The 26,846-nt window shown below is 44.5% G+C and carries 16 protein-coding genes; 7 read left to right on the top strand and 9 right to left on the bottom strand.

Going from position 1 to position 26,846, the window contains the following annotated elements; all coding sequences use genetic code 11:
- Window positions 1-18 precede the first annotated feature (18 nt).
- Window positions 19-984 (top strand): lipoyl synthase, encoded by a 966-nt coding sequence (lipA, locus tag Xsto_RS08080; protein ID WP_099111169.1) that lies wholly within the window; start codon window positions 19-21, stop codon window positions 982-984.
- Between the two features lie 12 nt (window positions 985-996).
- Entirely contained in the window at window positions 997-1,371 is a 375-nt protein-coding gene (gene crcB, locus Xsto_RS08085; protein ID WP_099124716.1) for a fluoride efflux transporter CrcB, read from the top strand.
- Between the two features lie 69 nt (window positions 1,372-1,440).
- Here crcB and cspE read toward each other — a convergent pair whose 3' ends face one another.
- Together cspE and Xsto_RS08095 are read right to left on the bottom strand one after the other, a co-directional pair.
- Window positions 1,441-1,650 carry a transcription antiterminator/RNA stability regulator CspE gene (gene cspE, locus Xsto_RS08090; protein WP_045969514.1) on the bottom strand — a complete coding sequence of 70 codons (210 nt, stop codon included), beginning with the start codon at window positions 1,648-1,650 and terminating at the stop codon, window positions 1,441-1,443.
- Window positions 1,651-1,847: 197 nt separating this feature from the next.
- Complete coding sequence (locus Xsto_RS08095) at window positions 1,848-2,324, bottom strand: methylated-DNA--[protein]-cysteine S-methyltransferase (RefSeq protein ID WP_099111172.1); 477 nt, start codon at window positions 2,322-2,324, stop codon at window positions 1,848-1,850.
- 1,392 nt (window positions 2,325-3,716) lie between these two features.
- Between Xsto_RS08095 and Xsto_RS08100 the strand changes: the two genes are divergently transcribed.
- The 5 genes from Xsto_RS08100 to emrB all read left to right on the top strand — a co-directional run bounded on the left by Xsto_RS08100 (window position 3,717) and on the right by emrB (window position 8,487).
- Entirely contained in the window at window positions 3,717-4,508 is a 792-nt protein-coding gene (locus tag Xsto_RS08100) for an AzlC family ABC transporter permease (protein ID WP_099111174.1), read from the top strand.
- Window positions 4,501-4,836: an L-valine transporter subunit YgaH gene (gene ygaH / locus Xsto_RS08105; RefSeq protein ID WP_099111175.1), complete on the top strand. Its 336-nt coding sequence runs from the start codon at window positions 4,501-4,503 to the stop codon at window positions 4,834-4,836. The genes Xsto_RS08100 and ygaH overlap by 8 nt, the downstream gene beginning before the upstream one ends.
- Window positions 4,837-4,965: 129 nt before the next feature.
- Window positions 4,966-5,493, top strand: a complete 528-nt coding sequence (gene mprA, locus Xsto_RS08110) for a transcriptional repressor MprA (RefSeq protein WP_099111176.1) — start codon at window positions 4,966-4,968, stop codon at window positions 5,491-5,493.
- A gap of 240 nt (window positions 5,494-5,733) precedes the next feature.
- Window positions 5,734-6,930, top strand: a complete 1,197-nt coding sequence (gene emrA / locus Xsto_RS08115) for a multidrug efflux MFS transporter periplasmic adaptor subunit EmrA (protein WP_099111177.1) — start codon at window positions 5,734-5,736, stop codon at window positions 6,928-6,930.
- A 15-nt stretch (window positions 6,931-6,945) separates the two neighbouring features.
- On the top strand, window positions 6,946-8,487 hold the full coding sequence (emrB, locus tag Xsto_RS08120; RefSeq protein ID WP_099124717.1) for a multidrug efflux MFS transporter permease subunit EmrB: 1,542 nt from the start codon (window positions 6,946-6,948) through the stop codon (window positions 8,485-8,487).
- A 71-nt stretch (window positions 8,488-8,558) separates the two neighbouring features.
- Here the strand turns inward: emrB and Xsto_RS08125 are convergent, their stop codons facing one another.
- Genes Xsto_RS08125 through Xsto_RS08155 form a run of 7 tightly spaced genes read right to left on the bottom strand, consistent with a single transcriptional unit; the run spans window position 8,559 to window position 26,791 of the window.
- On the bottom strand, window positions 8,559-9,326 hold the full coding sequence (locus Xsto_RS08125; protein ID WP_169926608.1) for a thioesterase II family protein: 768 nt from the start codon (window positions 9,324-9,326) through the stop codon (window positions 8,559-8,561).
- A 3-nt stretch (window positions 9,327-9,329) separates the two neighbouring features.
- On the bottom strand, window positions 9,330-12,668 hold the full coding sequence (locus tag Xsto_RS08130; RefSeq protein WP_244590355.1) for a non-ribosomal peptide synthetase: 3,339 nt from the start codon (window positions 12,666-12,668) through the stop codon (window positions 9,330-9,332).
- Window positions 12,665-13,870: an aromatic ring-hydroxylating oxygenase subunit alpha gene (locus Xsto_RS08135; protein ID WP_099124718.1), complete on the bottom strand. Its 1,206-nt coding sequence runs from the start codon at window positions 13,868-13,870 to the stop codon at window positions 12,665-12,667. Before Xsto_RS08135 ends, Xsto_RS08130 begins: the two co-directional genes overlap by 4 nt.
- Complete coding sequence (locus Xsto_RS08140; RefSeq protein ID WP_099124719.1) at window positions 13,870-14,901, bottom strand: ketopantoate reductase family protein; 1,032 nt, start codon at window positions 14,899-14,901, stop codon at window positions 13,870-13,872. Before Xsto_RS08140 ends, Xsto_RS08135 begins: the two co-directional genes overlap by 1 nt.
- Window position 14,902: 1 nt before the next feature.
- A complete protein-coding gene (locus tag Xsto_RS08145; protein WP_099124720.1) occupies window positions 14,903-16,153 on the bottom strand; it encodes an MFS transporter in 1,251 nt (416 codons plus the stop codon).
- Window positions 16,150-21,837, bottom strand: coding sequence for a non-ribosomal peptide synthetase (locus Xsto_RS08150; protein WP_099124721.1), 5,688 nt, complete (start codon window positions 21,835-21,837; stop codon window positions 16,150-16,152). The genes Xsto_RS08145 and Xsto_RS08150 overlap by 4 nt, the downstream gene beginning before the upstream one ends.
- Window positions 21,838-21,841: 4 nt before the next feature.
- Complete coding sequence (locus Xsto_RS08155; protein WP_099124722.1) at window positions 21,842-26,791, bottom strand: type I polyketide synthase; 4,950 nt, start codon at window positions 26,789-26,791, stop codon at window positions 21,842-21,844.
- Window positions 26,792-26,846 lie beyond the last annotated feature (55 nt).

Genomic DNA, 26,846 nt, shown 5'->3' on the forward strand with positions numbered 1-26,846 from the left:
ACTGGAACCAGCACGATTATGAGTAAACCAATTCAGATGGAACGTGGTGTCAAATACCGCGACGCAGATAAGATGGCTTTAATCCCTGTGAAAACAGTGGTTACAGAACGTGAAGCACTCTTGCGTAAACCTGAGTGGATGAAAATCAAACTTCCTGCGGATTCCAGCCGCATTCAGGGAATCAAAGCTGCAATGCGCAAAAATGGGCTGCACTCCGTCTGTGAGGAAGCCTCCTGCCCTAACCTTGCAGAATGTTTTAATCACGGAACAGCGACCTTTATGATTCTGGGTGCCATTTGTACCCGCCGCTGCCCGTTCTGTGATGTGGCACATGGCCGACCAAACGCGCCTGATGCTAATGAACCGATTAAACTTGCGCAAACCATTCAGGATATGGGGCTACGCTACGTTGTTATCACTTCCGTTGACCGTGATGACTTACGTGACGGCGGAGCACAGCACTTTGCTGACTGTATCACTGCAATCCGTGAAAAAAATCCATCAATTAAAATTGAAACTCTGGTACCGGATTTCCGGGGTCGTATGGATCGCGCACTGGAAATTTTGACCGCAACACCACCTGATGTGTTTAACCACAATCTGGAAAACGTACCACGCATGTATCGTCAGATCCGTCCGGGTGCTAATTATGAATGGTCATTAAAATTACTGGAAAGATTTAAAGAAGCACACCCAGATATTCCGACTAAATCTGGCCTGATGGTAGGTTTGGGAGAAACTAACGAAGAGATTCTGGAAGTCATGCGTGATTTACGCAAACATGGCGTCACCATGCTGACATTGGGGCAGTATTTACAGCCTAGCCGTCATCATTTGCCTGTACAGCGTTATGTTAGCCCGGCAGAATTTGATGAAATGAAAGAAGCAGCCTTAGAAATGGGCTTTACCCATGCAGCCTGTGGCCCGTTTGTTCGCTCATCTTATCATGCAGACATGCAGGCCAAAGGCATGGAAGTCAAATAAGCAATACCACTGCTGATGAATCTTGTTCTTGCTGTATTTATCGGTGGTGGCATAGGCAGCGTTTTACGCTGGTTTATCAGCCTCCGCCTGAATCATATCTCAGCACCGATTGCCGTTGGGACTCTGACGGCTAACTGTGTTGGCGCATTTATTATCGGGCTGGGGCTGGCTTACTTCAGTAAAGCGACACATATCGATCCCGTCTGGAAACTTCTGTTAACAACAGGCTTCTGTGGTGGCCTGACGACGTTCTCTACATTTTCTGCTGAAGTAGTTTATTTATTACAGGCAGGGAAAATAAGCTGGGCGTTGGGCAGCATTCTGGCGAATGTGATTGGCTCATTATTGATGACTATGCTCGCCTTTACTGTGATAAACAAGTTCTGAGACAGCGAGTATCAGGAAACATAAAAAAACCCGTTTTTATAACGGGTTTTCAAAATACGGGATTAGAAATTAGATCGCGACAACGTTTGCAGCAGATGGACCTTTCGCACCCTCGGTGATTTCAAATTCAACTTTTTGGCCTTCTGCCAGTGTCTTGAAACCATTTGATTGAATGGCGGAAAAGTGTACAAAAACATCTTTGCTACCATCTTCTGGAGTGATAAAACCAAATCCTTTAGATTCGTTAAACCACTTAACGTTACCTTTAATTTTAGACATCAAACTTACCTTTAATAAAAATGACACAAACTCCGTGCTACATACAGTACAACAAATAATATAGCTTACTGTCTGCAACCTAGATCACGAAATATATAACAAAATGCGAAAAACGCACGTTTTGTTTAATTTCATTGATTTATTTTATACGCCAATCGCCATTTCACAAATCAATTGGCGTTTCATTTTAGTTTTGTTTACTTTTTTGCCTTCTTTTTCTTCTCATGCTCCAGCAGCCATTCCTTAATATTCAGCCCTCCTGTATATCCGACTAACTTACCATCATGGCCAATTACCCGATGACAGGGGACAATCAGTGAAATAGGATTACGTGAGTTCGCCATACCAACGGCACGACAATAATTTACCGAACCCAGTGTTAGTGCTAATTGTTTGTAACTCCACATCTCACCAAATGGGATATTACAGAGCTGCTTCCAAACCCGCTGCTGAAATTCAGTTCCCTGCATACTTAAAGGAACCGTAAATGTATCTCGCTTTCCTTTAAAATATTCTTGTAACTCTTTTACACACTGCTTAGTTATCGCATTTTTAGATTCTAATTCTTTCTTTTCATTAACAAAATAAATACTAGTAACGCCTTCATCATTAGCAGTGACGTGCACATAAGGTTTAGGAAAACCTTCTGGAGTATTCAGATAATGGTGATACATAAACTACCTCCATTTAATTTATTGTTAATAATTTCTGCACTATTTCTATACTAGCCTAAAGCTCTCCTTCATCAATTTGCAATGATGAATTCAGTTACACATCTGACAATTTGATAAAGAAACCATACCGCCTACTGATAATAAAAATCAGAGGATTGCCAATAAGATATAATACCTTACTTTTAATAACACACATTCAAAAAAGATAAAAACACCATATATTGAAACAAAAAAGAAATCAAAACCCATATATAGTATCGTTCTCATAAAGAGATTATCAAAGTGTAATGCATCAATACTCTTTTTTATTCTTCAATAAGTGCCCGGATCAATAAAGAATTTTACCAGAAGAGTGATAATTTATGGCAAACACCATTGGATCCCGGGTAGTTATACTCATCGAAAATCAGATACAAACACTTTTCATCTGGCAGCGATAACAAATAAATCTCAACGTATATCCTCTCCCCAGAAGAGATAAACTCCAGAGGAGTTATTTTTCATCCCTGCCATGACATCAATATTTTTTCTATTAAATCATGCTGTCTGCAATGAAAGATTCAAATTAAGTCTTAAATGCAAACAGTTATCTACAAAACAGATTATCTTTTGATTAACAATAATAAACAATAATTTGTCAGCATATCTCAACGCTTCGGTATATAGCTTGGAAAATTTATCTAGATTAAGCCATTAAAGAGAATATACCTTTTCACAAAGCTAAATATTTATTACATGACAATTAAACTCAAAGTTAAGAATTTATATAACGTATTCAGTTATTGTCCAAAACAGGAGGTTAATTTATTGGAATCCCACTATAATAAATCTGAACATTTGCAAAAAAAGCAGGATGTATGTCTTCATAATCGCCTGATAAAACTGTTTAAAAGCCAGAAAAATATCAATAGACAAGATAATTGCATAAGTTCAGATAACTAATGACAGGAAATTCTCCGCAATAAAAATAGTATGATTTACGATCAGACTGATTTTCCCTCATGCCATATTTAAATGCAGCAAAGAATATAATCAGGGGATATACATTAGTGGGAAAATTTAAAACCCGATAAAAAAACCACCGGAAAAAAATTCAAGGTAATGCAGAAAAATGATAACTCAGACAGGGATCCTGTTCAGACAACATTCAATACACTCTTCTCCAGAGTAACCAGAAAATCCATAAAGCAAAAATCCTTTCCTCTACTCCAGTTCATAACCACACATAAATCTATTAACAAATCAACACCCATATCCATGGTTACTCCATTTTTTCGATCAAAATCATTGTTCTAAATAATATTTATTAAATAATTTAGACATTTCACATTTTCACTTTTATTATATTTTGTTAATGTTGTTTTACCTGTTAACAAAAAAATAAATTACCCTATGTCGATACCTGATACACCCGTGCCCGATAGCTCAAGTTCAGACACGCCGATAAATGACCACACTATAACAGGCAAAAGTTCCTCATTTGTTGGAGGTATTTTTGATAGTCTCCCTATTGTTATCGGCTATATTCCCATCTCTTTTGCTTTCGGTCTAAGTGCAGTCAAACTGGGTTTTTCTCCTCTCGAAGCCATATTTTTTTCGTGTGTTATCTACGCAGGTGCCAGTCAATTCGTCATCACGGCATTACTCAGTGCAGGCGCATCACTATGGATTGCAGCCCTGACGGTTATGGCGATGGATATCCGCCACATTCTGTATGGCCCGGCTTTACGCTATCGGCTCAAGCAAAAGTTATCCCAAAAGAAAACGGTTATTTGGGCGTTCGGGTTAACCGATGAAGTTTTCGCCGCTGCTACAACAAAATTAATAAAAGATCAACGCAGCTGGAGCGAAAACTGGATGGTCGCCATTGCCACGTGTTCCTGGCTGTCATGGGTATTGGGCACAGTAGCGGGCGCATTGCTGGGTAATGGTTATCTCGACTCATACCCTGCTATTGAAGCAGCGATGATATTTATGCTGCCAGCCCTGTTTTTAAGTTTTCTGCTCTCTTCCTTCAAAAAACAAAATAATTACTGCGTTATTGCTTCTCTGACTGGCGCATTAATAGGTGTCATGTTTTTTTCTATCCCGGTTGCCATCCTGACAGGAATTATTGGTGGCTGCTTAGGTGCTCTTATACAAGCTCATCTAACTCAAGTGGGGGAAAAAGCATCTCATGATTGATCATAAGATATTCATAATTGGAATGGTTGTAGGAATAGCCAACTTTTTGTTCCGCTATCTGCCTCTGTGCTTTGGCTCGAATCGTTCTCCCGGAGCAAAAATGGGAAACATCGGGATCATATTGGACAGTATTGGGGTGGCATCAATTTGTTCGCTCCTCATCGTTGCAGGAATTCCTGAGGTGATGCGGGCACATGACAAGTTTTTTCCTACACTGTTGGGCTGTCTGGCTATCGGTATATGCTTCTATAAGACACGTAGCATTATCATATCTACACTGTCCGGAGCAGCCATTTTTGGATTAACATTCAAAGTATTTATGAATTAGGTATCAATATTAAAAGAAATATGATGATAATAAATAACTATAATTGCTAAATTTAACTTTTAATATAGTATTTGTATGGTTTTTAACAGAAGTTACTTTACCGGTTGAAACTAATAAGGTATCTAAACAATGGAAAGTTCATTCACTCCCACAGAAGAGTTGCTTAATTGCCGTGTTGCACAGCAAAAAGAGTTGAACAAAAGTTTGCCCTATCAAGAGATATTACTGACTCGCTTATCGATGCATGTCCAGAGTAAGATGCTGGAAAATAGAAATAACATGCTGAGAGCTCAAGGAATCAACGAAACCTTGTTTATGGCACTGATGATCCTGGATACCAAAGAAAGTCGCAGCATTCAGCCATCAGAACTTAGTGCAGCGTTGGGTTCTTCTCGTACAAACGCAACTCGAATTGCTGATGAATTAGAGAAGCAAGGCTGGATAGAAAGAAAGGAGAGCCACAACGACCGCCGTTGTCTCCACCTTCATCTGACAGAAAAAGGTACAATTTTTTTGAATAGTTTACTCCCGCCTCAGCATGAGTGCTTGGTTAAACTTTGGTCTGCCCTTGATCTGGAGGAACAGAAACAATTAGAGAACTTGATGAGAAAATTGCTGACACAGTTGGATAATCTTGGGGATTGTTTGAAAAAGTGATTGTTTCTCCCTGAACAGTACTGAGTCAAAAAAAAAATCACATTATGGCAATATGACCTAAAAAAACTTTTCCGCTAGCCGGTATCATTTGATACTTCATATGGCTAACGATTAGCCTCTGATAATAATCAATCCCATAAGTCTATCTTTTCCAGTAGTGTCATCTACACTACTGGAATTGAATGGTTTTTAAATATTCATGTCGTACAGCAAAATACACAGAAATTACGGAGATTCACTATGAGTTCTAGTGAGGGAAATCCAGTACCACCAACTTCGAATCAGCCTCAAAAAAATATGAGAAACAAAAAACGCTCTCGTAGCAATGCATTGATTTTAATCTCTTTATTATTTCTCATCGTCGGAGTTATTTACGCCATTTACTGGTATCTCTTCTCGCGCCACCAGCAAGAAACGGATAACGCCTATGTCACAGGCAATCAGATTCAGATCATGTCTCAGGTGAATGGTAGTGTTACCACTGTCTATTTTGATAATACCGATTTCGTGAAAAGTGGCAGTGTTCTGGTTCAACTCGACCCTACAGATGCAGAACTTGCACTAGAAAAAGCACAGAATGGACTTGCCATGGCGGTTCGGAACACTCAGCAACAGATAGTTGATAGTGAAAGATATCAGGCCATAATTGCACAGAAAAAAATTGCCCTCAGAAAAGCACAGAATGATTTTGACCGCAGGAAAATACTGGGTAGCCGAGAAGCGATTGGTAAAGAAGAGCTACAACATGCTTATGAAAGTGTGGCGCTTGCTCAGGCGGATTTGAATGTCGCAATTGAACAGTACAATAGTAATCAGGCTGTTATTTTGCATACACCGCTGGAAAAACAACCCGCAGTGGAAAAAGCAGCCTCCGATGTCCGTGATGCCTGGCTGAATTTACAGAGAACCAAAATTGTCAGCCCTGTAGACGGGTATGTTTCCCGCCGCAATGTACAGATAGGCTCCCGCATCAATACAGGAGCGCCTTTGATGGCTATCGTACCCGCCACCGGCATGTGGGTTGAAGCTAACTTCAAAGAAACCCAGCTCGTTAATATGCGGCTTGACCAACCAGCAAAAATCGTCAGCGATTTTTACGGTGATAAGATCGTGTATAAAGGAAAAGTTGTCGGCCTTGATATGGGTACAGGCAGCGCATTTTCTCTGCTACCTGCTCAAAATGCCAGTGGAAACTGGATCAAAGTTGTCCAGCGCTTGCCTGTCCGCATTGAAATTGACTCAGAAGACTTGATAAAACATCCTCTTCGTATCGGGCTGTCAACAAAAACCACCGTTGATACAGCGGATACCAACGGAATTGCCTTATCCACCACTGAACGCATTAAACCGGCCTATCACACAAATGCGTTGGCGATAGACATGTCTCCTGCAAACAAAATAGTTACTGACATCATTAATAGTAACTTAAAGAATTAATTATAAGGGGGAGCCATGGTAACACGAGCACCACTTACAGGCGCAAAACTGGCGTTAGTGACCATTTCTCTCGCAATGGCTACTTTTATGCTGGTCTTGGATTCAACCATTGCCAATGTTGCCATACCAACCATTGCGGGGAATTTAGGGGCATCAAACTCCCAGGGAACATGGGTTATCACCTCGTTTGGGGTTGCCAACGCCATATCCATCCCCATTACCGGCTGGCTGGCAAAACGCATTGGTGAAGTCAGGCTGTTCATCTGGTCTACAGCACTGTTTACCCTCTCTTCATGGCTGTGTGGGATCTCAGGCAGTCTTGAGATGTTAATCGCTTTTCGTATTATTCAGGGATTAGTAGCAGGCCCAGTGCTTCCGCTTTGCCAAAGCCTGTTGTTGAATAACTACCCACCAGCCAAGCGGAATATGGCGCTGGCACTCTGGTCTGTCATGGTGGTGGTTGCTCCCATTTGTGGCCCGATACTGGGCGGTTATATCAGTGATAACTACCACTGGGGCTGGATTTTCTTTATCAACGTCCCTCTTGGTATCGGAATTATCTTTGTCACAATGAAACTCCTGCGAGACAGGGAAACCAAAACAGAAATTAAACCGATTGATACAGTTGGTTTAATTTTACTCATCGCAGGTGTTGGATGCTTACAGATCATGCTTGATAAGGGTAAGGAGCTGGATTGGTTTAATTCGACTGAAATTATTGTTCTGGCAACTATCGCTGTTATTTCATTAGTGCTTTTGGTCATATGGGAATTAACCGACGATAACCCCATTATCGACCTTTCACTGTTCCGGGAGCGTAATTTTACTATCGGAACATTGAGTATCAGCCTCGCCTTTATGTTGTATTTCGGCAGCATCGTTCTGCTACCACAGCTACTACAGGAAGTATTTGGCTATACCGCAACATGGGCCGGTTTTGCAGCCGCCCCGGTGGGGATACTCCCGCTGTTACTGTCACCACTTTTCGGTAAATATGGTCATAAAGTTGACATGCGTGTCCTCATCACCTTCAGCTTTATTGTTTATGCTATCTGTTTTTACTGGCGGGCATATACATTCGAACCAGGAATGGATTTTGCCGCAGCGGCATGGCCCCAATTCTTACAAGGGCTTGCGATGGCCTGCTTCTTCATGCCACTGACAACCATCACTTTGTCAGGTTTGGGGCCTGAACGCATGGCATCCGCTTCCAGCCTGTCAAACTTTACCCGTATATTATCAGGCTCAATTGGTACATCGATCACAACCACATTGTGGACACAACGTGAATCGATGCATCATGCAAACTTTACCGAGCAGATCATCCCGTATAACCCCAATTATCAGCAGGTTCATCAGCAACTCTCTCAATTGGGAATGAATGATCAGCAAATTGCCGCCTATCTGGCAAAAGAGATCACTCATCAGGGGTTGATCATTTCAGCTAATGAAATTTTTTGGATTTCAGCAGGTATATTCTTGATCCTGATATTACTTATCTGGATGGCGAAGCCACCTTTTGTAGCAGGAAAACAGGGTAGTGGCGGAGCACACTGAGCGGATTTTATATTTCCGTTCATGGTTTTTCCGACAATTACAGATCATTCTCTGACTGAAAGAACCCGAGATCATTCGGGTTCTTCAGACAATGACGCTAAAACAACCTCTATAACCTTCTCTTTATTTTCATCAATAAAAAAATGACCGCCCTGGACATATTGTACGGTTACACCTTCACTGGATAATTCTGACCAGGCATGGAGTTCAATTGGTTTAATGTCCGGGTCAGCATCTCCGCTTAAAACGGTTATCGGGCTTTTCAACAATCTCCGTTTTATCAGATAAGTTTCTGCCATTTTAAAATCAGCCCTTAAAAGCGGCAGCAAGAAATCCATCAGTTCCCTGTTTGACAGGGCTTCATCCGTAGTACCATTCATTTCCCGTAATACACAGATAAATTCATCATGTGGTAAATCGTGAGTTACGGGGTAATTATGTCTCAAATGCGGAGCTGTACAGCCTGATGCAAACAAATGCACAGGAACCGGATAACCACAGGATTGCAGTTTGCAGGCAAGCTCAAATGCCACCCGGGAGCCCAGACTGTGTCCGATGAAAGCATATGGGATTGTCGTAATAAATTCCGTATGAGCCATTAATTCATCGATCAGTAATTGCAAATCTTCATATGGCGCTTCATCAATCCGGGTTGTTCTACCCGGCGGCTGTACGGCAACAATTTCAATATCATCCGTAAAATATTTAGCCCAGTCATGGTACGTCTTGGCTGAGCCTCCCGCATAGGGAAAACAGAATATTCTCAGCCTCGGATTATGGATCGGCTTAGGTATAATAAATAGCTTATTACTCTCCAAACTACCCTTCTGTTTTTCCATAAATTACCTATTAATATGCATATTGCGATAGCGCAGTTGTTCTTCCGCTAACGCAATCAAATTTGCCAGAGACGGGCGCTGATAAAAGGCTTTAAGTTTTAGCTCAATGCTAAAATGGGTATTAATTTTTGCCAGTAGACGTGCAGCCATCAGAGAATCTCCGCCCAGCTCAAAAAAATTGTCCTCCGGCGAAACCGTGCTGCGATTGAGCGCCTCACTGAAATGGGAACAGAGCTGTCTGGCAATCTCAGAGCTAAATTCACACTCCACATGTTCTTCTGTCAGTGGAGAATGTTGGTTTTGCCCTAATATCAATAAAGCGGCGGTATCAATCTTATTGTTTATGGTATAAGGAATAGCATCGATCACCCGCCATTGCGTTGGGATCATATAATCCGGCAATTGGCATTGCAGATGCTGTTTGACCAGATCAATAAGTTGATGAGGGCTTTCCATAATCCCGGAAGCTGGCACCAGATAACCACAGAGTCGCTCATAGGGCTGTTTTTCAACAACGACGACAGCTTTATCAATACCCGATACTTGCTTAATCCACGATTCAATCTCTTCCGGCTCAATTCGATAACCTCGGAGTTTGATTTGCTTATCCTTCCGCCCCAGACACAACAGCGTGTTATCCAGAGTAAAACAACCCAGATCACCGGTTTTATAAAGCCGTTCGCCGTTAATGCGGGAGAAAGTATCTTCAATAAACGCTGCCGCCGTTAAATCGGGACGCTGCCAATACCCTTTCGCTACCCCCGCTCCACCGATAAATAACTCACCAACCACTCCGGCTGGTTGATGGCAACCCTGTTCATTGAGAACATACATCTGTGTATTGGCAATAGGGGAGCCAATCGGTAGCACCCCCTGATTCCTTCGGAGATCTGACTCGATATTCAATCGCTCGACACAACAACCCACAACCGTTTCTGTCGGGCCATACTCATTAAAACATACACTTTCAGGCGCAATAGCGCTGAGATACTCCAGATGGGTACGACTCATTTGCTCGCCACCGACGACAATCACTTTAACATCCAGCGATGTCTGTTTCTCTCCCAGACTGAGAGCCAGATGCTCTAATTGTGAAGGTGTTGTTTTCATTAATCCCAGTGACTTATTCAGTTCTAATAGGCGCAGTAATGGCCCATCCTGACTGGCTTGCGAGGAGAACAATATGACATGTCCTCCTGCCATTAATGGCAAAAGCAAGCTGGTGATAGTGGCATCAAAACCGAAGGATGTTGTTACGGGAACTCCCAGCCCGCCTAAATCATGGGGTTTTGTCGGAATATAGGTTTGTACTGCCCAGTTGAGATAGTTATTCAGCCCCTTACGATAAACTTCAACGCCTTTGGGTTTGCCTGTCGTACCGGAGGTATAAATCATGTAGCAAAGACTGTCATTCCGGGAAATTCGTTCCCATTGAGGGACTAACGCACCAAAGCTTCTGTTAGCTCTGCTCGCCGTTTCCCATTCGCGCGTCAGCTCAATAACCGAAGTATTGAAACGCGATATCTCCGCAACCAAAGATGCGTTTTTACCCTCTACACCATTTTCCTCAATCACAACAGCGTCAGGGCAGGCATCTTCAATAATCATCAGCAAACGGTTAAGAGGTAAATGACTATCGACAGGTATCCAGACAATGCCTTCCATCAAACAGGCAATAATAGTTGCCAGAGCCAAGGGAGTAGCACCGGAGAAAATCACAACCCGGGCCTGCTGCGCCGTTTCTGACATAATATGCCGGCGTAGCTCATCAGCAACTTTCTGGCTCAGAAAATATAGGTTTTCATAACTCATACTTTCATCATGTGAGCCAGTTAAATATTCAACTGCTGTTAACTCAGGTTCTGTACTTAATTGGCGCAAAAAATGCTGACAGAAGTCTTCCTGAAAGAGAGTATCGGTCTGATTGAATGCCAGTACCTGACGTTGATAATCATCCTCGCTCAGCAAAGACTGAGCCAATACTTCCTGATCAGCATTGAAAGTCATCGCGGTACACAACTGCTGATAACTGTTGATTAATACGTCAGAATAGTCTGCCGCAACATGGTTATATTGATATTCAAAACATAGTTCCACGGTATCAACGTGATTCACCACAAACAGCGTCAGTGGGAATTTTCCCCCGACCGGCGTTAACTCGTGTAGATAAGCGCGAGTACCGGGTAACGTCCAATCTGTCTGACCGACAAAATAGTTGTACATCACATTGAATAACGGAGTTTGTGGGGTCTGCTGCGCATGGCTGACACTGCGCACAATAGAGCTGTAAGGAAATTGCTGATGCTGTATACCGGTGTAAAGCTGGTTACTCAGTTGAGTGGCAATATCGGCAAAACTAATTTTCGGGTGGAAGATCACTTTAATGGGTAACACATTGATAAAATAACCTATTGTTTTATCAAGACGTGCATCATCCCGCAAAGACGCAGGGACGCCGAACACAATCGTTTGTTGTCCCGTCAATCGGTATAGCAGCGCAGCGTATACAGTAAAGTAAGCAAGTGCCGGTGAAATGCTCAGACCAGAAGCACATTGATTGAACGTGTTAGCTAAATGTGATTCCAGCAAACGTCGAACCATACCGCCCTGCTCACTCTTTGATGCGATGGGATTACCGATAGAAAACTCCAATCGGCCATCTACGCCAGATAATTCATTCAGCCAGTAAGTTTCATCACCGTCCAAGTAATCACCACGCAGTAACTCATCCTGCCAAACTGCAAAATCCGCGTACTCGAGGATATCGGCTCCTGCATCATCACTGAATAACGGCTCTCCTGCATATGCAGCCGCAATGTTATTGAGAATTAAGGCGACAGAATCATTGTCACAAATCAGATGATGGAGGCAAAAATGCAGAATATGCCGTTGCTCTCCTAATTTGATCAACAGAAAACGAGCTAAACCGGGCTGGCTCAATGTAAATGGTGTTTCCAGATTATTCTGACAGTAAGCCAGTGCCCGTTGTAGTTGTGACTGCCGATGATCATCCGGGATATCATTTTTCCCGGACAGATCTACAACAGTCACCGGTAATTCAACCACAGGGTAAATATGCTGCACCAGCCCCTGTTCAGTTTCGACAAATGCCGTACGGAAAGCTTCACTGTTTTGGATCGTCTGTGCAATGGCATCCAATAACCTCACCTGATCCAACGTTCCGACCAACTCGTAGGTAACAGGCACAATGTAGAGCTGTTTTTCAGTCAACTGCTCCGCCAGCCATAAATCTTGCTGACCGGCAGATGCCTGTATTTCATCAATTTCAAAGGTACGTTCCATCTCTATATCAGTATGCATCTGGTCTTTCATCTTATTCATGCCTGACTTTCCTTCCTGCCATTTGGATGTAAAATCGCCGCTAAGTTGCGGTGCAACTGGCTGATGAGAGACTCAGCCTCACCATATAACAGGCTCGGAGCACTGGATACTTCCAGATTCTTCTGCACTTGCTCGATGGCCTCGTAATCCTCTTCCAACGCTTCCGCCAAATACTCCACATCCAACTGGCATACTTCCTTAATCTCTGCATCCGCGTTATGGATAAAGTTGAAGGTCTTCGACCACGTTTGGTTAGCCGATACAGGATGGTAAAAAGAGACAAAAACATGATAAGGCTGTACCCCGATAATCACGTTAGGGAACAGTAAATAAGTCGCAACCATTTCCCGGCGTATCTTATGAGGGGTTTGCTGGCGAACCTGAGCCAGATTTTTCAGCGGAGTCAGGATACGTCCATGCTGGGCAAAAGAATCCAGCGAGTACAATTGACCATTCAATGTAGGTGCCAGACTGTTCCGGTGCAAAGACTGAACGTGATAGTATTCGATAAAATTTTCGATCAGCAATTTCCAGTTAGCCTGCACCATTCTTTCGCGGGAATTCAGCAGTTGATGCTGTTCAAAACCGATGGCTGTCATTTGATCTTCAATGGCAGCGAACCAGTTATCCAGCGAAAAATCAGGTTTAGGATCGCTCGGCATTTGCCACAACATACCGAATCTTTGTCGGGTACTAATTGAATTCAGTGAACGGTATTGGTCTGGTATTTCGGGGAAGGCTTCCCGCCAACGCGCAGCAATTAAGTGCCCCTGATGGCTGAATGACCAGCTATGATAAGGGCAGACAAAGGCTTTTTTGCATCCTTTCGTCTGGTTTTCCAGCCTTGCTCCCCGATGTGGGCACACGTTTGCAAATACGGCACAGCGATCACTGTCTACTTTGCTTACGATCATGGGAACACGGCCTTGGTAATCAACCGTAATAAAATCCCCGATATTTTCCAGTGACTGCATAGGAGTTATAAACTGAGGGATTTTTTTCCACAGCTTTTGCTGTTCGTCCTTAAAATAATCCTGACAAATATAGTGTTTAACCTGACTTTCATAGATCCCAACGGGTTGCGTTGCAATAAAAGAATTACGCTGATTAAGCATGTCGATAAAATAATCAGCATAAGGAGAAAATACGTTATTCAGAACGCCTTCACTACCATCAAGCGACCTTATTGTGGTTCCGCTCATTACGCATCTCCTTCAACCAGAGTCATATCTGTGAATGTATAAGATTGGGTTATGTACGACTGAGTTATATAGGTATTGTAAAAATCGAAGTAGCGATAAACGAAATCCAGATTTGGTACTGCAATGCCCATTCGTTGGCTGAGATTGATAAAAGAAGCGAGCAAAGTTTCAGCTTCTGTTTCTTTGCCATGAAGCACATCCAGCACCAAAGAGGATTTAAAATCAGGAATCGACATCAAATATCCCATGGACTGACGACGAAAATTTTCACTATCTCTGACATATCCGGCTTTCTCACCAATAACCGTACATTCATCAATAATCGCTTGGATCACGGTTCGGGAACTGCTGTTGCGCATCGCGGTTTCTACGCCGGAACGGACTAATCCACACACGGAAGCCGCCGCATTCAGGGTATTTTTAGCAAAAGCTTTATGCTCTATATCTGTACAGCCTTCGAAGGGAATGCCTACGCGGTTGAGTAAATCCAATACCGCTAAAATGTCCGTTTCTGACCGTTCTTTGATTCTTTTTATCTGCCCAGGGACACCAAGATAACTGGTTTTCAGGAACCTCAATTTCAGTTTTTGTTTCCCGTGCTGAGTCACTGAGAAATTGAGCACCCCACGAATAATTGTGACATCCAGAGCTTCATCAATGAATAGCCGCTCGGTGGAAAACCCATTCTGAAATAAGATCACCGGACCTTTAAGACAGTGTTTATGGCGGGACAATTGCTGACAAATATGCAGGTTGGAAACGGTCTTACTGCACACATACAGTTGATCAAACTCTTTAGCCAAAAAATCACTGTAGTCGGTAAGATGCCCATCAATAGCAATTCTACCGAGATCCACACTTGCGGCGTATTCTGATTTTGTCTCATCGAACAACTGTATTTGGCTGATCGGATGTGCCTGATGTCTTGTACCGCGTGAAGACAATAAAAAAACCTGACACCCTTGCTGCTTACATTGATGGGCTAAGTAACACGCAACCGCCCCCGTACCGATAATGCCTATTCTGAGCATATTATTCTCCCCCTATAGCGACTAACAGCCTGCGTGTCGAGATAAGCAAGGGAGGTAATATCAGTAAGGTAATCCCAATAAAGTAAAGATCCATAGGATTACCCTGCCCCCAAATCGCCCATCCACCCTCTTGAGCCAGTAAGAGATCCAATACAATTCCGGTGATGAGATAAATAATGAAACTACTGAATGTCTTAACCAGATTACGCAGTGCAAAGACACGGCCGTGATATATTTTCGGCACCGTTGTTTGCCATAACGTTTGCATTTTAATGATACTTATCCGCATCGTGATAAAGCTAAGCGCAATACATATGCCAGCGACATAAATATTCTTTATCTGGGTCAATACCACAAAACCCGCCGCGAACAGGAATTCCAGGGCGAATAGCGGCATACGTTTTAATATAGAAGGCCGCCATGCTGAGATTAGGCTGACGATCACCATGGAGACACCACCGATAGACATCATGTAACCGGCATCTGCGACAGAAAAATAAGTGGTGAAATAAGGCACAATAGTGATTAGCGTTCCCCCAACCAGAATGGCTTTAAAAAAGGTATACGCAATCATATAAGTCATTTCCGGCGATGCCCTGACCAACCGGACACACCCGATATCAGGAAAAATCGCTTTCCAATTCAATTTAGAGAGCGTGCCATCATCATGTGGCAGAAACTGCACTGCGCTGACCCTGAATAATAATCCGGCAGCAAAGGCACTGATCATAAAAGTCAGCAGATCGAGCGTCAGCACAATTCCCAAACCATAGTGAGAGAACAGAAACGCCCCGATGATCGGGGCAAGCATTTGTGGTAATGAATCGCTGAGGCTGCCCAATGAATTCGCCCGATTCAGTGAAGCCGCCGGAACCAGCCGGAAAACCAGCGTGCTGTAACAATCTATTTGTAACGCAGTCAACACACTGGTCAATGCGATATAGAGATAAACCACGATGTTATTGAGATAGCCAAAGTGATTGAAGATAAGCACAATCGCCAAAGCTAAACCCGCAATGCCTTCTGTGAACAATAACACCTTACGTTTATCGTAATGATCAATCACATACCCGACTAACGGCATCAGTAAAAAGGCCGGAAGCACTAATACCAGATACATATTTGTGTAGGCAGTGACTGACATTTGCTTTTCCAGCAACCACAGCCCGAATGCAAATTCGGTCAGCTCACTGCCAAAAATCGACACCGCAATGCCAATCCACAGCGGATAAAAACCATTGATCCCCTTCATGCAACCATTACCTTCTTTTTCCGACGACGGGCCTGTAATACAGGTTTTGCTTTTTGCCCGGCTATCTCTGCATGATTATTCGGTAAGGATGCCTGAGATCCGGTTGTAACCCTGCTCTCAGCCAGCGCTGATTCAATCCACCCAATCAGGTCAGCTAAGGTTTCACAAGCCATAAACTCCGGTAGTCTCAGCGTCATGCCATACTCTTTTTGCAAAGCAGACAAAATCTTGATCGCAATTAACGAATCTCCGCCCAATGCAACAAAGCTTTCATTCATATTCAACCCATGCTGTCCAAGATGAGTTGCCAGCAAACGACCCGCTGTGCTGCTAAGATCCACCGGTGATGGCGTTTGCGTGACACGTTCAGAAACATGCAACTGTAATGAACTTTGTTGTAATGCGTTATTTGGGAATAGGTCAGGTTGCAAAGGAAATCTTTTTATCGATACTTTGCCATTAGTGGTTTTAGGGAAGTCAGTCAGATAAATAATGGCATGTGGCTGCATATAATGAGCAAAATTACGACGGATATACTGACGTATCCGCTCACTTAGCGCTTTTTGTTCCGCTTTATCCGCCTGAGTTTTCACATAACAGAGTAATTTTGTTTCCGCCGGCGGAATACGTGGATCAATGACACTGTTTGTTGTCAGTACAACCTGCTCAACACCTTCCCACTGGCCGATAATACTTTCAAGCTGAGTCGGCTCAATGCGATAGCCACGTACCTTAATTTGGAAATCGGTACGTCCGAGGAATGACAGGCATCCCTGCTCATCCATGCTGACCAAATCACCGGTTTTATACATACGCGGAGTGGCATGGTTGCAGGCTTCACGCGGAATATACGGATCAGCCACATATTTGGCAGCGGTCAGAGTGTTATTACCGTAATACCCTTTGGATACCAGCGGGCCGCCAATATACAATTCACCGGGTTCGCCTCGGGGCACTGGCTGCCCGGCTTCATCCAGCACATAAAAACCGGTATTCGCTAATGGCTTGCCCAGCGGAACTGTTTCACCGACCCATGTATCAGAAGTGATTACCGAATCTGTCGCGGTGATGGTTGTCTCAGTCTGAGCATAAGCATTGGAGAAAATCCCGCCTTTCGGAACGTGCTGCTGCCATTTTTTCAGTGTCTGTGGATCAACTTTTTCTGTCCCGACTAAAATACGTCGTAAGTGAGAGGAATACTCCATCGCCGGATCGTCTAAACTTTCCACCCAGCCTTGCCAGTAAGTCGATGGTAAATCAGCCAGTGTAATCTGTTGCTCAATCAACAATTGATTAAAATCAGAGAAAGTGCTTGGCGGTGTATCACCCAAAAAGACAACCCGACCGCCGGCGCTCCAGACAGGGAAAAGTTCTTCAAGAACAATATCCCAGAATAAATCGGTAAATTGAAGCATCCGATCTTCGGGACCAATCGCCAGATATTCCTTCATCATCAAACAGTGATGGGCAATGGCTCCATGAGAATTCATCACGCAATTCGGTTGCTGAGTACTGCCTGAAGTACAGGTAATGTAAGCGGTCTGACCTGCTGGGATCACTTTTTCGGGATTTTGCAATAACGCCGAATTTCCCTCATTAATTCCCCCTTCATCCACGCCACATTGACGTAACAGCGTCTTTTCATCGTAAAAATTGAAATGTTGCACATGAGAGAGGGTGCTGAAGGTGCCATAATCTTCGTCGATAAGGGCAAATCGTGGAGTCAGTATTGAAAGCAGATATTCAACCTGAGTCACTGGTAATTTTTTATCGACAGGAACATATACGCCCCCTGCTTTCAGTATGGCTAACACGGAGATTGCCAAAGGAATACCACGACGCACCCTGACAAAAACAGGTTCTTCTGGCTGTAATCCTTGATGTAACAAGTGATGAGCCAACGCATTTGCCTGACGATTCAGCTCAGCAAATGAAAGTTGCTTCACCCCTTCTGGCAAACCGGTATCAACTAATGCACACGCCTGTGGTTCATCGGAAGCACGTTGCTCAAACAAGGCATGGATCGGAGCCTGATACAGAAAATCCTTCCGCACTGTTCCTATGGCAATAGAAGGCGCATCCAGTGATTTAAGATGAGTAGTAATATCAGCCAGAGTCAGTGCATTCTGCTCTGGTGCACTCACCAGATAGTCCAATAATTGCGCCATTTGACCGGACAGCATTTTAACTTGTACCTTGCTGTAGGCTTGGGCCGCATACTCCCAGTGCAGATACAGATCATTCTCGTTCTGGAACACATCCAGAGACAATTGACCCACAATGTAACGTTTGGGATTGTCCAATAATACCGACCAGCTACCACTATCATTAAGCCTGAGTTTACGGGGGCTGAAATTGAAATCGTAATTGAGATAACGAGTCAGCATTTCTGAACGATTGCTCAGACTGTTACTTTGCACTGCCAGATCGTCAACGGTCACATCCTGATGGGAAAGAACCTCCAACAATTGCTCACAAGTCAGGTCAAGATACTCACTGAAAAGCTGCTGTTCATTGCTGGTATTGACCCGAACGGGCAACATCGCGGTCGTTAACCCGACCAAATTATCGAAGTTATCAAAATTACGCCCGGCCACCGATGTCGCCATAACGAACTGGGATTGTTTAAGTACCGATCCCAGAAAAATGGAGTAGGCGGTATACATCAGTATGTAAGGTGTTACGCGATGTTGAGTGGCGTATTGCAACAGCTTGGCCGTCAGTTCAGCCGGTAATTTCTCCAGATGAAAGCCCCCCGTAGCCAGCACGTCACCTTCTTCAGTGAGTTCGACAGGAACGGTAACGGGTAAATTAGCCAAATCCTTTTGCCAGCCAGATAGATATTTATGCCAGAATGATTTCTGATGAATAAAATCTGGTGTGTTTTTGAAGGCAGCCAGCCGCCCCAGATAATCCTGATATTGCGCAGCGGGTGGCAAATCACTGGCCCCATGATAAACAGCAACTAATTCATTGATGAAGATATCCAAAGAGACACCATCAACAACCGTATGATGGGCAACCAAACAGATGATATCCACCCGGCAATGATCTGATGCGTATTGCGCTAAAGAAGTTCCATTCCATAATGGTTTTGACAGATCAACCTGCGCTACATGCACTCTGAACATCGGCCCGCGATCGAGTATAAATTCTTCATCTATACAGGCTTGTTGCCACTGAGAAAACTGCTCCGGTGAATCAAGAGGAGACGGCTCAACACGCATGGCAGCATGATAGTCAAATTGTCCCGTTACGGTTTTAAACGTTTCAGGGCAAAAAACCTGTTGTAGCTGCTGGTGACGATTGAATAGAGACTCAATGGTGCTGTTCAAACGATGGGGCTGCAATTCATCGGTAATCACGCACTGAATGAATTCATTGTAAGATTTTGAGGCTGCCGGATCGTACCAACTCGCCATCGCCAGGTTTTTCTGCATTCTGGGTTCAGCCAAAACCGTTGTTTCCTGCATTTTCGGCGTAGTCGGTTTATCCTGCGGGCGAGCAGAAGAAGAGCGAGAAGAAGCGGTAATTCCTTCAACCGTTTTTTCGAAGGCATTGAAACACGTCTCCAGAACATTATCGTCATGAGCCGTCGAGAGGAAACAAGTACGCCCTTCCCACGTATAAACCCCATTCATCAATAAATGATGGAAAAACAGTTCATGGTTTTTCTTCTGGCTGAATTTGAAAAGTGATCCAAAATTCGCAACTTCTATCCCACTATTTGCCGCGGTAAATAAACCATTAAGCCGTTTAACGAACCCTGTTGTTCTGTCGTTCAAATCAGCTTGTAATGATGGCCCTTGTGCTTTCATATGTAACAGCGTTGCTTCTGCGGCGGCCATTGCCAAAGGGTGTTTACAGAATGTTCCGGCAAAGAAAGTAGTTTCATTAGGCGGATAAGAGGCATCACCAAATTGCCAGAAACCACCATCAATATAATCCATGACTACAGCATCTCCGGCCAGTACACCAACGGGCAGACCGCCACCGATGACTTTGCCATAAGTCACCAAATCTGCCTTAACCTGATAGTAATGTTGGGCGCCTCGGGCGTGATAACGGAATCCTGTAATAATTTCGTCAAATAACAAAACGATATTCTGTTGTGCGGTGATTTTCCGTAACGTCTGAATAAACGATTCTGGTCGTAAAGTGATATTGCGTGATTGAACCGGTTCAACCATAACCATGGCGATTTCATGCCCGTGGGCTGTAATGTAATCCAGACTTTGCTGCTCGCCATAATTAAGCACCACAATATCCCGCCCCAGATTATCAGGAATACCGCTGGATTGTGGGAACTGCTCTCCGGGCTTCATGCCACCCATAAAGAGGATTTCCGTATAATGACCGTGATAGGCATTATTGAAAATGACAATTTTTTGTTTCCCGCTGGCAGCTCTTGCCACACGGCAGGCAAGCATTATTGCCTCTGTCCCTGAATTGGTGAAAGCGACACGTTCAACGCCGGTGATTTCGGTAATGAGATCCGCAACAACCATCGCAGACTCATCAACAGGGCCAAGATGAAAACCGTGCTGGAGCCGCTTTTGCAACGCCTGTTGGATAAAATCAGGGTTATGCCCAAAAAAGTTGACGCCAAATCCCATCGCGATATCGATAAAAACATTACCGTCCAGATCAGTAAAGTGTGCCCCTTTTGCCGTTTTCCCCACAATCGGGTAACATAGTTCTTTCAGTTTGCTGTTGAATTGGATCGCATTACGGTTATCACAAAGTGCTGTCCGATATTTCTGGATAGTGTTTTTTGACGCGATTGTTTTCGCATTGTATTGCTGAATAAACGCTGTCGTTTCCGTATCACATTGCACAGGCTCTGAAAGCACAACCGGTTTATAGGTAAATTTGGCTTTTTCACCTGACGAAGCTGCTGGCTTTGCCGCCTCAGGCTGAGGCTGCTCAGTGTGATGATCGGGGATCTCAACAGATTGTTTGCCTGATTGAGTGCTGGTCAATGGAGCGGTATTTGATGCTGTAGGCACCGTTGATGTTATTGGTGCTGGTGGTGCTATTGGGGCTGTAGATAATACCGGGGCTAATGCTGATACTGGCGGTTGATTCGCCGTGATAAAATTCGTGGTTCCTCCCCTGATATTCTGCAATACCGCCAGCTGTTGCTGAAACAGTTGCTGCATAGCATTTAACTGAGCCACCATAATGCCCTGTTTAGTCTCAATATCGAGTTTGGTTTCACGGACAGGAGTCATCGGCACATTAACGACAGATGTGTTAACTGTAGATTGGTTAACTACTGATTGGTTAACTACAGATTGATTAACCATAGGTTCGTTAACTATCGGCTCAGGCTGCCTATTGTCGGTTGCCTGTGGCTGTACCAGTGATTGCTGCGGTGTTGGCATCTCTGGCACAGTTAGCGGCACATTCGGTTCATGATTAACACTGCCAGCCACGGCAGGCTGAGCCTGCTGACTGATGAAACTGGCAACTTTATCGATATTCGACAATCCCTTAAAAAATTTCCCGATGCTGATATCCACGCCATATTGGGATTTAATATTGTTTTTAAACCTAATCAACGTGAGAGATTCAATCCCCAGCGCCAAAAAGTCAGTATTGGTAGGTACATGCTCACTCGCTAATTCCGACTGTAGCCAATTTTGCAGAGCGTGTTTTAGTTCATTTGGCAGTTGCGTCATTACGTTACTTTCCCTTCATAAGTTCTAATTGGGCTTGGAAAATGGCGTTCATACAGTCAATTTGCTGCTGCATGATGAAGAAAGGTTCATGATCGTTCAGATTGCCCTGCTCATATTCTTCAGGCTGTTTCTGTTGTCTTACGCCATTCGCTAACGTGGCGGTGTATTCCGTAAACCAACACGTTTCTGTCAGTAGTTTTCTGGCCGGCAATAAGGCGGGATTAAATGTGAACGGGGAATACATTGTCAGCCATTCTCTCGGTGAGCCGGATAAACAGTCGCTGGCTAATACCGCCAATAAATCGCAATAATTGAGTTGCTGGCTGTTCTGAGAAGGACTATAAGCGGAGGCAAAGTGTTGCGGTTGTTTCTCCGACAACCATACGCTGAGCATACTTTTAGGCCCAATCTCAATGATCTTCAGCCCAGACATCGCCACTAAATTCTCCAGATTACGCCGGAACAGGACACGACCTAACATGTGCTGCTGCCAGTATTCGACTGTAGCAAAACACGCTGTTTCCGGTTGTCCTGTCAGATTCGACAAAATCGGCACTTCTGCCACTTTAAGCGGAATATCAGCGAGGAACGCCCCAAATTCCTGAGCTGCCTTACCCATCATCGGAGAGTGAAATGCCCGGTTAGTATTGATAAATCGGGCATGGAGATCATGCTGTTCGAGTTTTTGCCGGAAATGCTCCAGCGCATCATGTGTACCGCTGATAATAGTGTTGGTTTCGCTGTTTTCTGCGGCAATAGCCAGCTCAGCGTATTCAATCAGCTCACTGACTTGCTCCGCCGAACCATTCACCATCATCATTGCACCACGGGGATCGCTGGCTTCCATTAATTGAGCGCGCTTGATGATGATCCTCAGCCCTTCTTTCAGGGAAAATACATTAGCGATACAGGCCGCCACATATTCACCAAGACTGTGACCAAGCAGAATATCAATGCGTCCAATGGCAGGACGCAGACACTGATAGAGCGCATATTCGAAGGCAAACAAAATAACCTGAGCAAACTCAGTGCGGTTGATAGTCTGCTCGTCTACCTGCTCAATCAGAAGTTGTCTGACCTCCACCTTGAGTTGACCACTTTCATGTGCTATCTCCGAACATAATTGATCAATCTGATCAATCCACTGGGCAAATTGCACATTATGACGATACAACTGAGCCGCCATTGCTATCGATTGAGTTCCCTGTCCGGCAAAAACTAATGCCATCGTTGTTTTATCAGCCGTGGTATCAGCAATTGATGGGCCATGTTCACTGGCGCGATAACCTATTATTTCGCCTCTGGATACGGCGGATAACTGCTCAACCAATTGTTCAGCACTATTGACCCCCAGTGTACAAACAACCGGCAAGACCGTCCGTTGAGCCAGTGTCTGGCAAAAGTCTCTAAGCACAAATCGCTTTTGTTTAATATGTTGCTGCACATCCGCCAATAATCGGCAGGCAAATGCCTGTAGATGTGCCTGATCGTATCCGCTCAGCACGCAAGGCAACGTCTGGTTTTCTGGCCCTGTCTCAGCAAGCCTTTCTTGACTTTTACTGTGGCTTTTGATCACCACATGCGCCCCTGTTCCTCCCATACCAAATGCACTGACGGCCAGACACGTTTTTTCGGGAGCGAGCGGCTGGACGGTAGTCGGGATCGCCAGTTGTCCTTCGGCCAGCGTGATACGTGGATTCAGCTCGCTGAATCCTGCCACTGGCGGCGCTATTCTGTGTTTATCAATCAGCAACAGTTTGATTAATCCGGCAATACCCGCCGCAGCCTCAAGATGTCCGATATTAGCTTTGATAGCGCCTAAATAGCAGGGAGTCTGCGCTTTTTGAGCGTGAAAACAGGCATGAATACCTGCCATTTCTATAGGATCGCCCAGATGAGTGCCCGTACCGTGAGTTTCGAAATAACCGATATCACTGGCCTTCACATCAGCATTTGCCCAACACTGTTCCAGCAACTGTTGCTGTGCAAGCGGATCGGGGGCTGTGATGCCATTACTACGACCACCATGATAAATCTCAGAAGCCAGCAGACTGGCTTTAATATCGTTGTTATCACGGATAGCAAGATCATGACGTTTAAGGATAACCACACCAGCCCCTTCACCCAGAACGGTTCCGTTTGCCTTAGCGTCAAAAGGGCGGCATATGCCATCATGAGATAATACGCTCAATTGCTGCATTTCCCTGAAATGCGCCATATCCAACTGTAGGTGTACTCCCGCCACAATAGCGGTATCGCATTCGCCCCGTTCAATACTCAAACGTGCCTGATGTAATGCCACCAGCGATGATGAACACAACGTATCGACCGTTAACGAAGGCCCTCTCAAATCCAAAAAGTACGATAGTCGATTAGCGCATACGCTGTTCTGATTGTTGATTGCGCTGCTCGGATATCCCTCTTCCCCTGTCTCCGTGAGATAATCCTGTAGCAACTGCCGATAACCATTCTGACTGATGCCAACAAATACACCGGTTCGGCTTTCTTTCAGATCATTGAGGCTCAGGTTAGCCTGCTCAATAGCCTCCCATGTCACCATCAACAATAATCGGTGCTGAGGGTCCATCAGCCGGGCATCTTTAGGCGTAATTTGGAAGAAACTATGATTGAACTGACGAATATCGTCGCAAAACGCCCCGCTCAACTGGATACCATTCGCCTCAAACTCGGCTAATAGCGATGCCATAAAAGGACGATCTTCCGGGCAGCGGCTGAACTGGCTTTTTCCTGCCAGCAGATTTTCCCACAACTGATCGCAATCTTCTGCACCGGGAAAACGTCCGGCATAGCCGATAATCGCTACTTCAGCATTATTTTGTTCAGACGGCAGTGATATTCTAGCTTCAGTGTGCGAAAGGCTTTCATCTATGGTTTTTACTGAGGATGTTTTTACTGTAGGTACTGCCAGCCTCTGCCAAAGCTGATGAATTGACGAAGCGGAGAACAACACGACTTCAGTCACCGCATGGCCCATAGTCTGACTTAAACTGTCAGCCAATTGGACGATGGTCACGGAGTTATAACCCAGATCCATTAAAGAACGTTGTACATCATCTTCGGCCAGTTTCTGACCCCGCACCTGACCAATGATGTGAACAAATGTTTCCCAGTTAATTCTCTGTATTGGCACAGCCTCTTGAGGAATAACAGATGAAACAATATGATTTTCGGTAATTTTCAGGAATGAATGACATGCCGGATTCAGATGGAAAGGCTGACTGATATCGTATAAGGCATCACGCACAGACTGATAATTTTCGCGTACAGTACGCTGCGACACTTTGAATGACGGTGTGACTTCCCCTTTCTCCAGAGACAGTGAGGTTTCAGTGACCGCCACCGCAATCAATTTAAACGAACTATCCTCCACCTGCTGATTATGCTGTTGTACCACCTCAGCAATATGCTCCTGCAAGCGGGATGAGTGTTGTAGTGTGCAATTCTCGCCAAATCGCTGGCGACAAAGCTCAGGGTTAATAAACAATAAAGCGGTAGCGTAGGGGCGTTGTTCAATATCAATAATGGCATGGTTGATAATATCGGTTTTCTCAAACAGACTTTGTTCAATGGCATCGCTGGATACCTTTTCGCCATTAGACAGTTTTTTAACCGAATCTAACCGCCCCAGAAGCACAAGTTCACCCTTGACCATCTTGCCGAGATCGCCTGTTCTGAACCAGCCATGCCTGAAACAACGCTGGTTAGCGGCTTCATCGGCATAATAGCCCAGCATCACATTCGGCCCTTTTGCCAAAATCTCCCCGCTATCTTCATCGATACTGAGAATGACATTGGGTAAAGGGCGGCCTACGCTGTTGTGTTCTTCATAGCCCGGGCCTTTAAGTGTCAGGCATGGGCTGGTTTCCGTCAGCCCCCAGCCCTCAGCAACGTAGATACCGCAATGCTTAAAATAGTCTTCGATATCCAGAGGCAATTTGGAGGCAGCAGAGAAGATCATCTGCAATGTCGGTGCCACTGCCCGGTAAAAAGCCCCGGAATGTTTCATTTTGTTGGCAACGACTGTCAGTATCTTGGGCACACTGAAAAAACGTGTCGGTTTTAACTGACTCAGATTACTGCACATCCGGTCAATATCCATGCCCCGGCTATTATCAATATGTAACATCGCCTGACTGAAAATGGCCGTGTATTTTTCAAATAATCCACCAAAGCTGTGATGCCACGGCAGGTAACTGAGAAAAGATTGCGGGCCATCGAAATGCCATAATGTTTGCAGAGCCTGCTGCTGTGACAGAATATTGTTCTGACTGAGCAACACACCTTTCGGTTTACCACTGGAGCCGGAAGTAAACATCAAACAGAATGCCTGTTCTGCCTGCGTGGCCTGTAAATCTGTCGTAATAGCCCTGAGTAACGCCTCTCCGATGGCTTCATGGCTGACGGCTTTATCCGGGCTAATCAGATCAGTTTCCCTGTCAATACCGGCAAAATCAGGGAAAGATCCGGCCTGCTCCAGTGTCATCACCTGCCACGAGCTATGCTGTGCCAGCGTCTGTGCCAGTGATGCCTTTTCCGTGATGACTAATACGGGTTCTGCCAATGACAGACAGTAAGTCATCATCTCCTCAGAATAATTGGCGTATACCGGCGCATAAATAGCGCCTTTAATCTGACAGGCAAATTCAATAGCCAGTAATTCCCAGCAATTATGCGAAATTGTCACCACCCGCTGACCACGAGTCACGTTCAATTCGTGCAAATAACGATAAATGCGGGCAATACTGCACAGTAATTGGCGCCAGCTTAGCTGACGCCCGGATTGCAAGTCGTTAAACCGTATTGCATCAATATCGCTGAGTGCTTTTTTCAGTAACGCCAGAATAAGGACATTATCAGTATCAAGTCCCTGAAGGCAGACACGCCATTGCTCAACAAAACGATCTGCTCCTGCATTTTGATTGTGTTTACGCATACTCTTAAACCAAATAAAAAAGATCACTCAAATACATCAAGATTTCAGGCAGCAA

Source organism: Xenorhabdus stockiae (assembly GCF_002632825.1).
GTDB classification, from domain to species: Bacteria; Pseudomonadota; Gammaproteobacteria; order Enterobacterales; family Enterobacteriaceae; genus Xenorhabdus; species Xenorhabdus stockiae.

Coding starts and splice junctions, on each gene's coding strand:
- mprA (WP_099111176.1), top strand. CDS start 4,966: ATGGAAAGTTCATTCACTCCCACAGAAGAGTTGCTTAATTGCCGTGTT.
- emrB (WP_099124717.1), top strand. CDS start 6,946: ATGGTAACACGAGCACCACTTACAGGCGCAAAACTGGCGTTAGTGACC.
- Xsto_RS08155 (WP_099124722.1), bottom strand. CDS start 26,791: ATGCGTAAACACAATCAAAATGCAGGAGCAGATCGTTTTGTTGAGCAA.
- Xsto_RS08145 (WP_099124720.1), bottom strand. CDS start 16,153: ATGAAGGGGATCAATGGTTTTTATCCGCTGTGGATTGGCATTGCGGTG.
- cspE (WP_045969514.1), bottom strand. CDS start 1,650: ATGTCTAAAATTAAAGGTAACGTTAAGTGGTTTAACGAATCTAAAGGA.
- Xsto_RS08095 (WP_099111172.1), bottom strand. CDS start 2,324: ATGTATCACCATTATCTGAATACTCCAGAAGGTTTTCCTAAACCTTAT.
- Xsto_RS08125 (WP_169926608.1), bottom strand. CDS start 9,326: ATGGAAAAACAGAAGGGTAGTTTGGAGAGTAATAAGCTATTTATTATA.
- Xsto_RS08150 (WP_099124721.1), bottom strand. CDS start 21,837: ATGACGCAACTGCCAAATGAACTAAAACACGCTCTGCAAAATTGGCTA.
- Xsto_RS08130 (WP_244590355.1), bottom strand. CDS start 12,668: ATGAATAAGATGAAAGACCAGATGCATACTGATATAGAGATGGAACGT.
- Xsto_RS08140 (WP_099124719.1), bottom strand. CDS start 14,901: ATGCTCAGAATAGGCATTATCGGTACGGGGGCGGTTGCGTGTTACTTA.
- lipA (WP_099111169.1), top strand. CDS start 19: ATGAGTAAACCAATTCAGATGGAACGTGGTGTCAAATACCGCGACGCA.
- emrA (WP_099111177.1), top strand. CDS start 5,734: ATGAGTTCTAGTGAGGGAAATCCAGTACCACCAACTTCGAATCAGCCT.
- ygaH (WP_099111175.1), top strand. CDS start 4,501: ATGATTGATCATAAGATATTCATAATTGGAATGGTTGTAGGAATAGCC.
- Xsto_RS08100 (WP_099111174.1), top strand. CDS start 3,717: ATGTCGATACCTGATACACCCGTGCCCGATAGCTCAAGTTCAGACACG.
- Xsto_RS08135 (WP_099124718.1), bottom strand. CDS start 13,870: ATGAGCGGAACCACAATAAGGTCGCTTGATGGTAGTGAAGGCGTTCTG.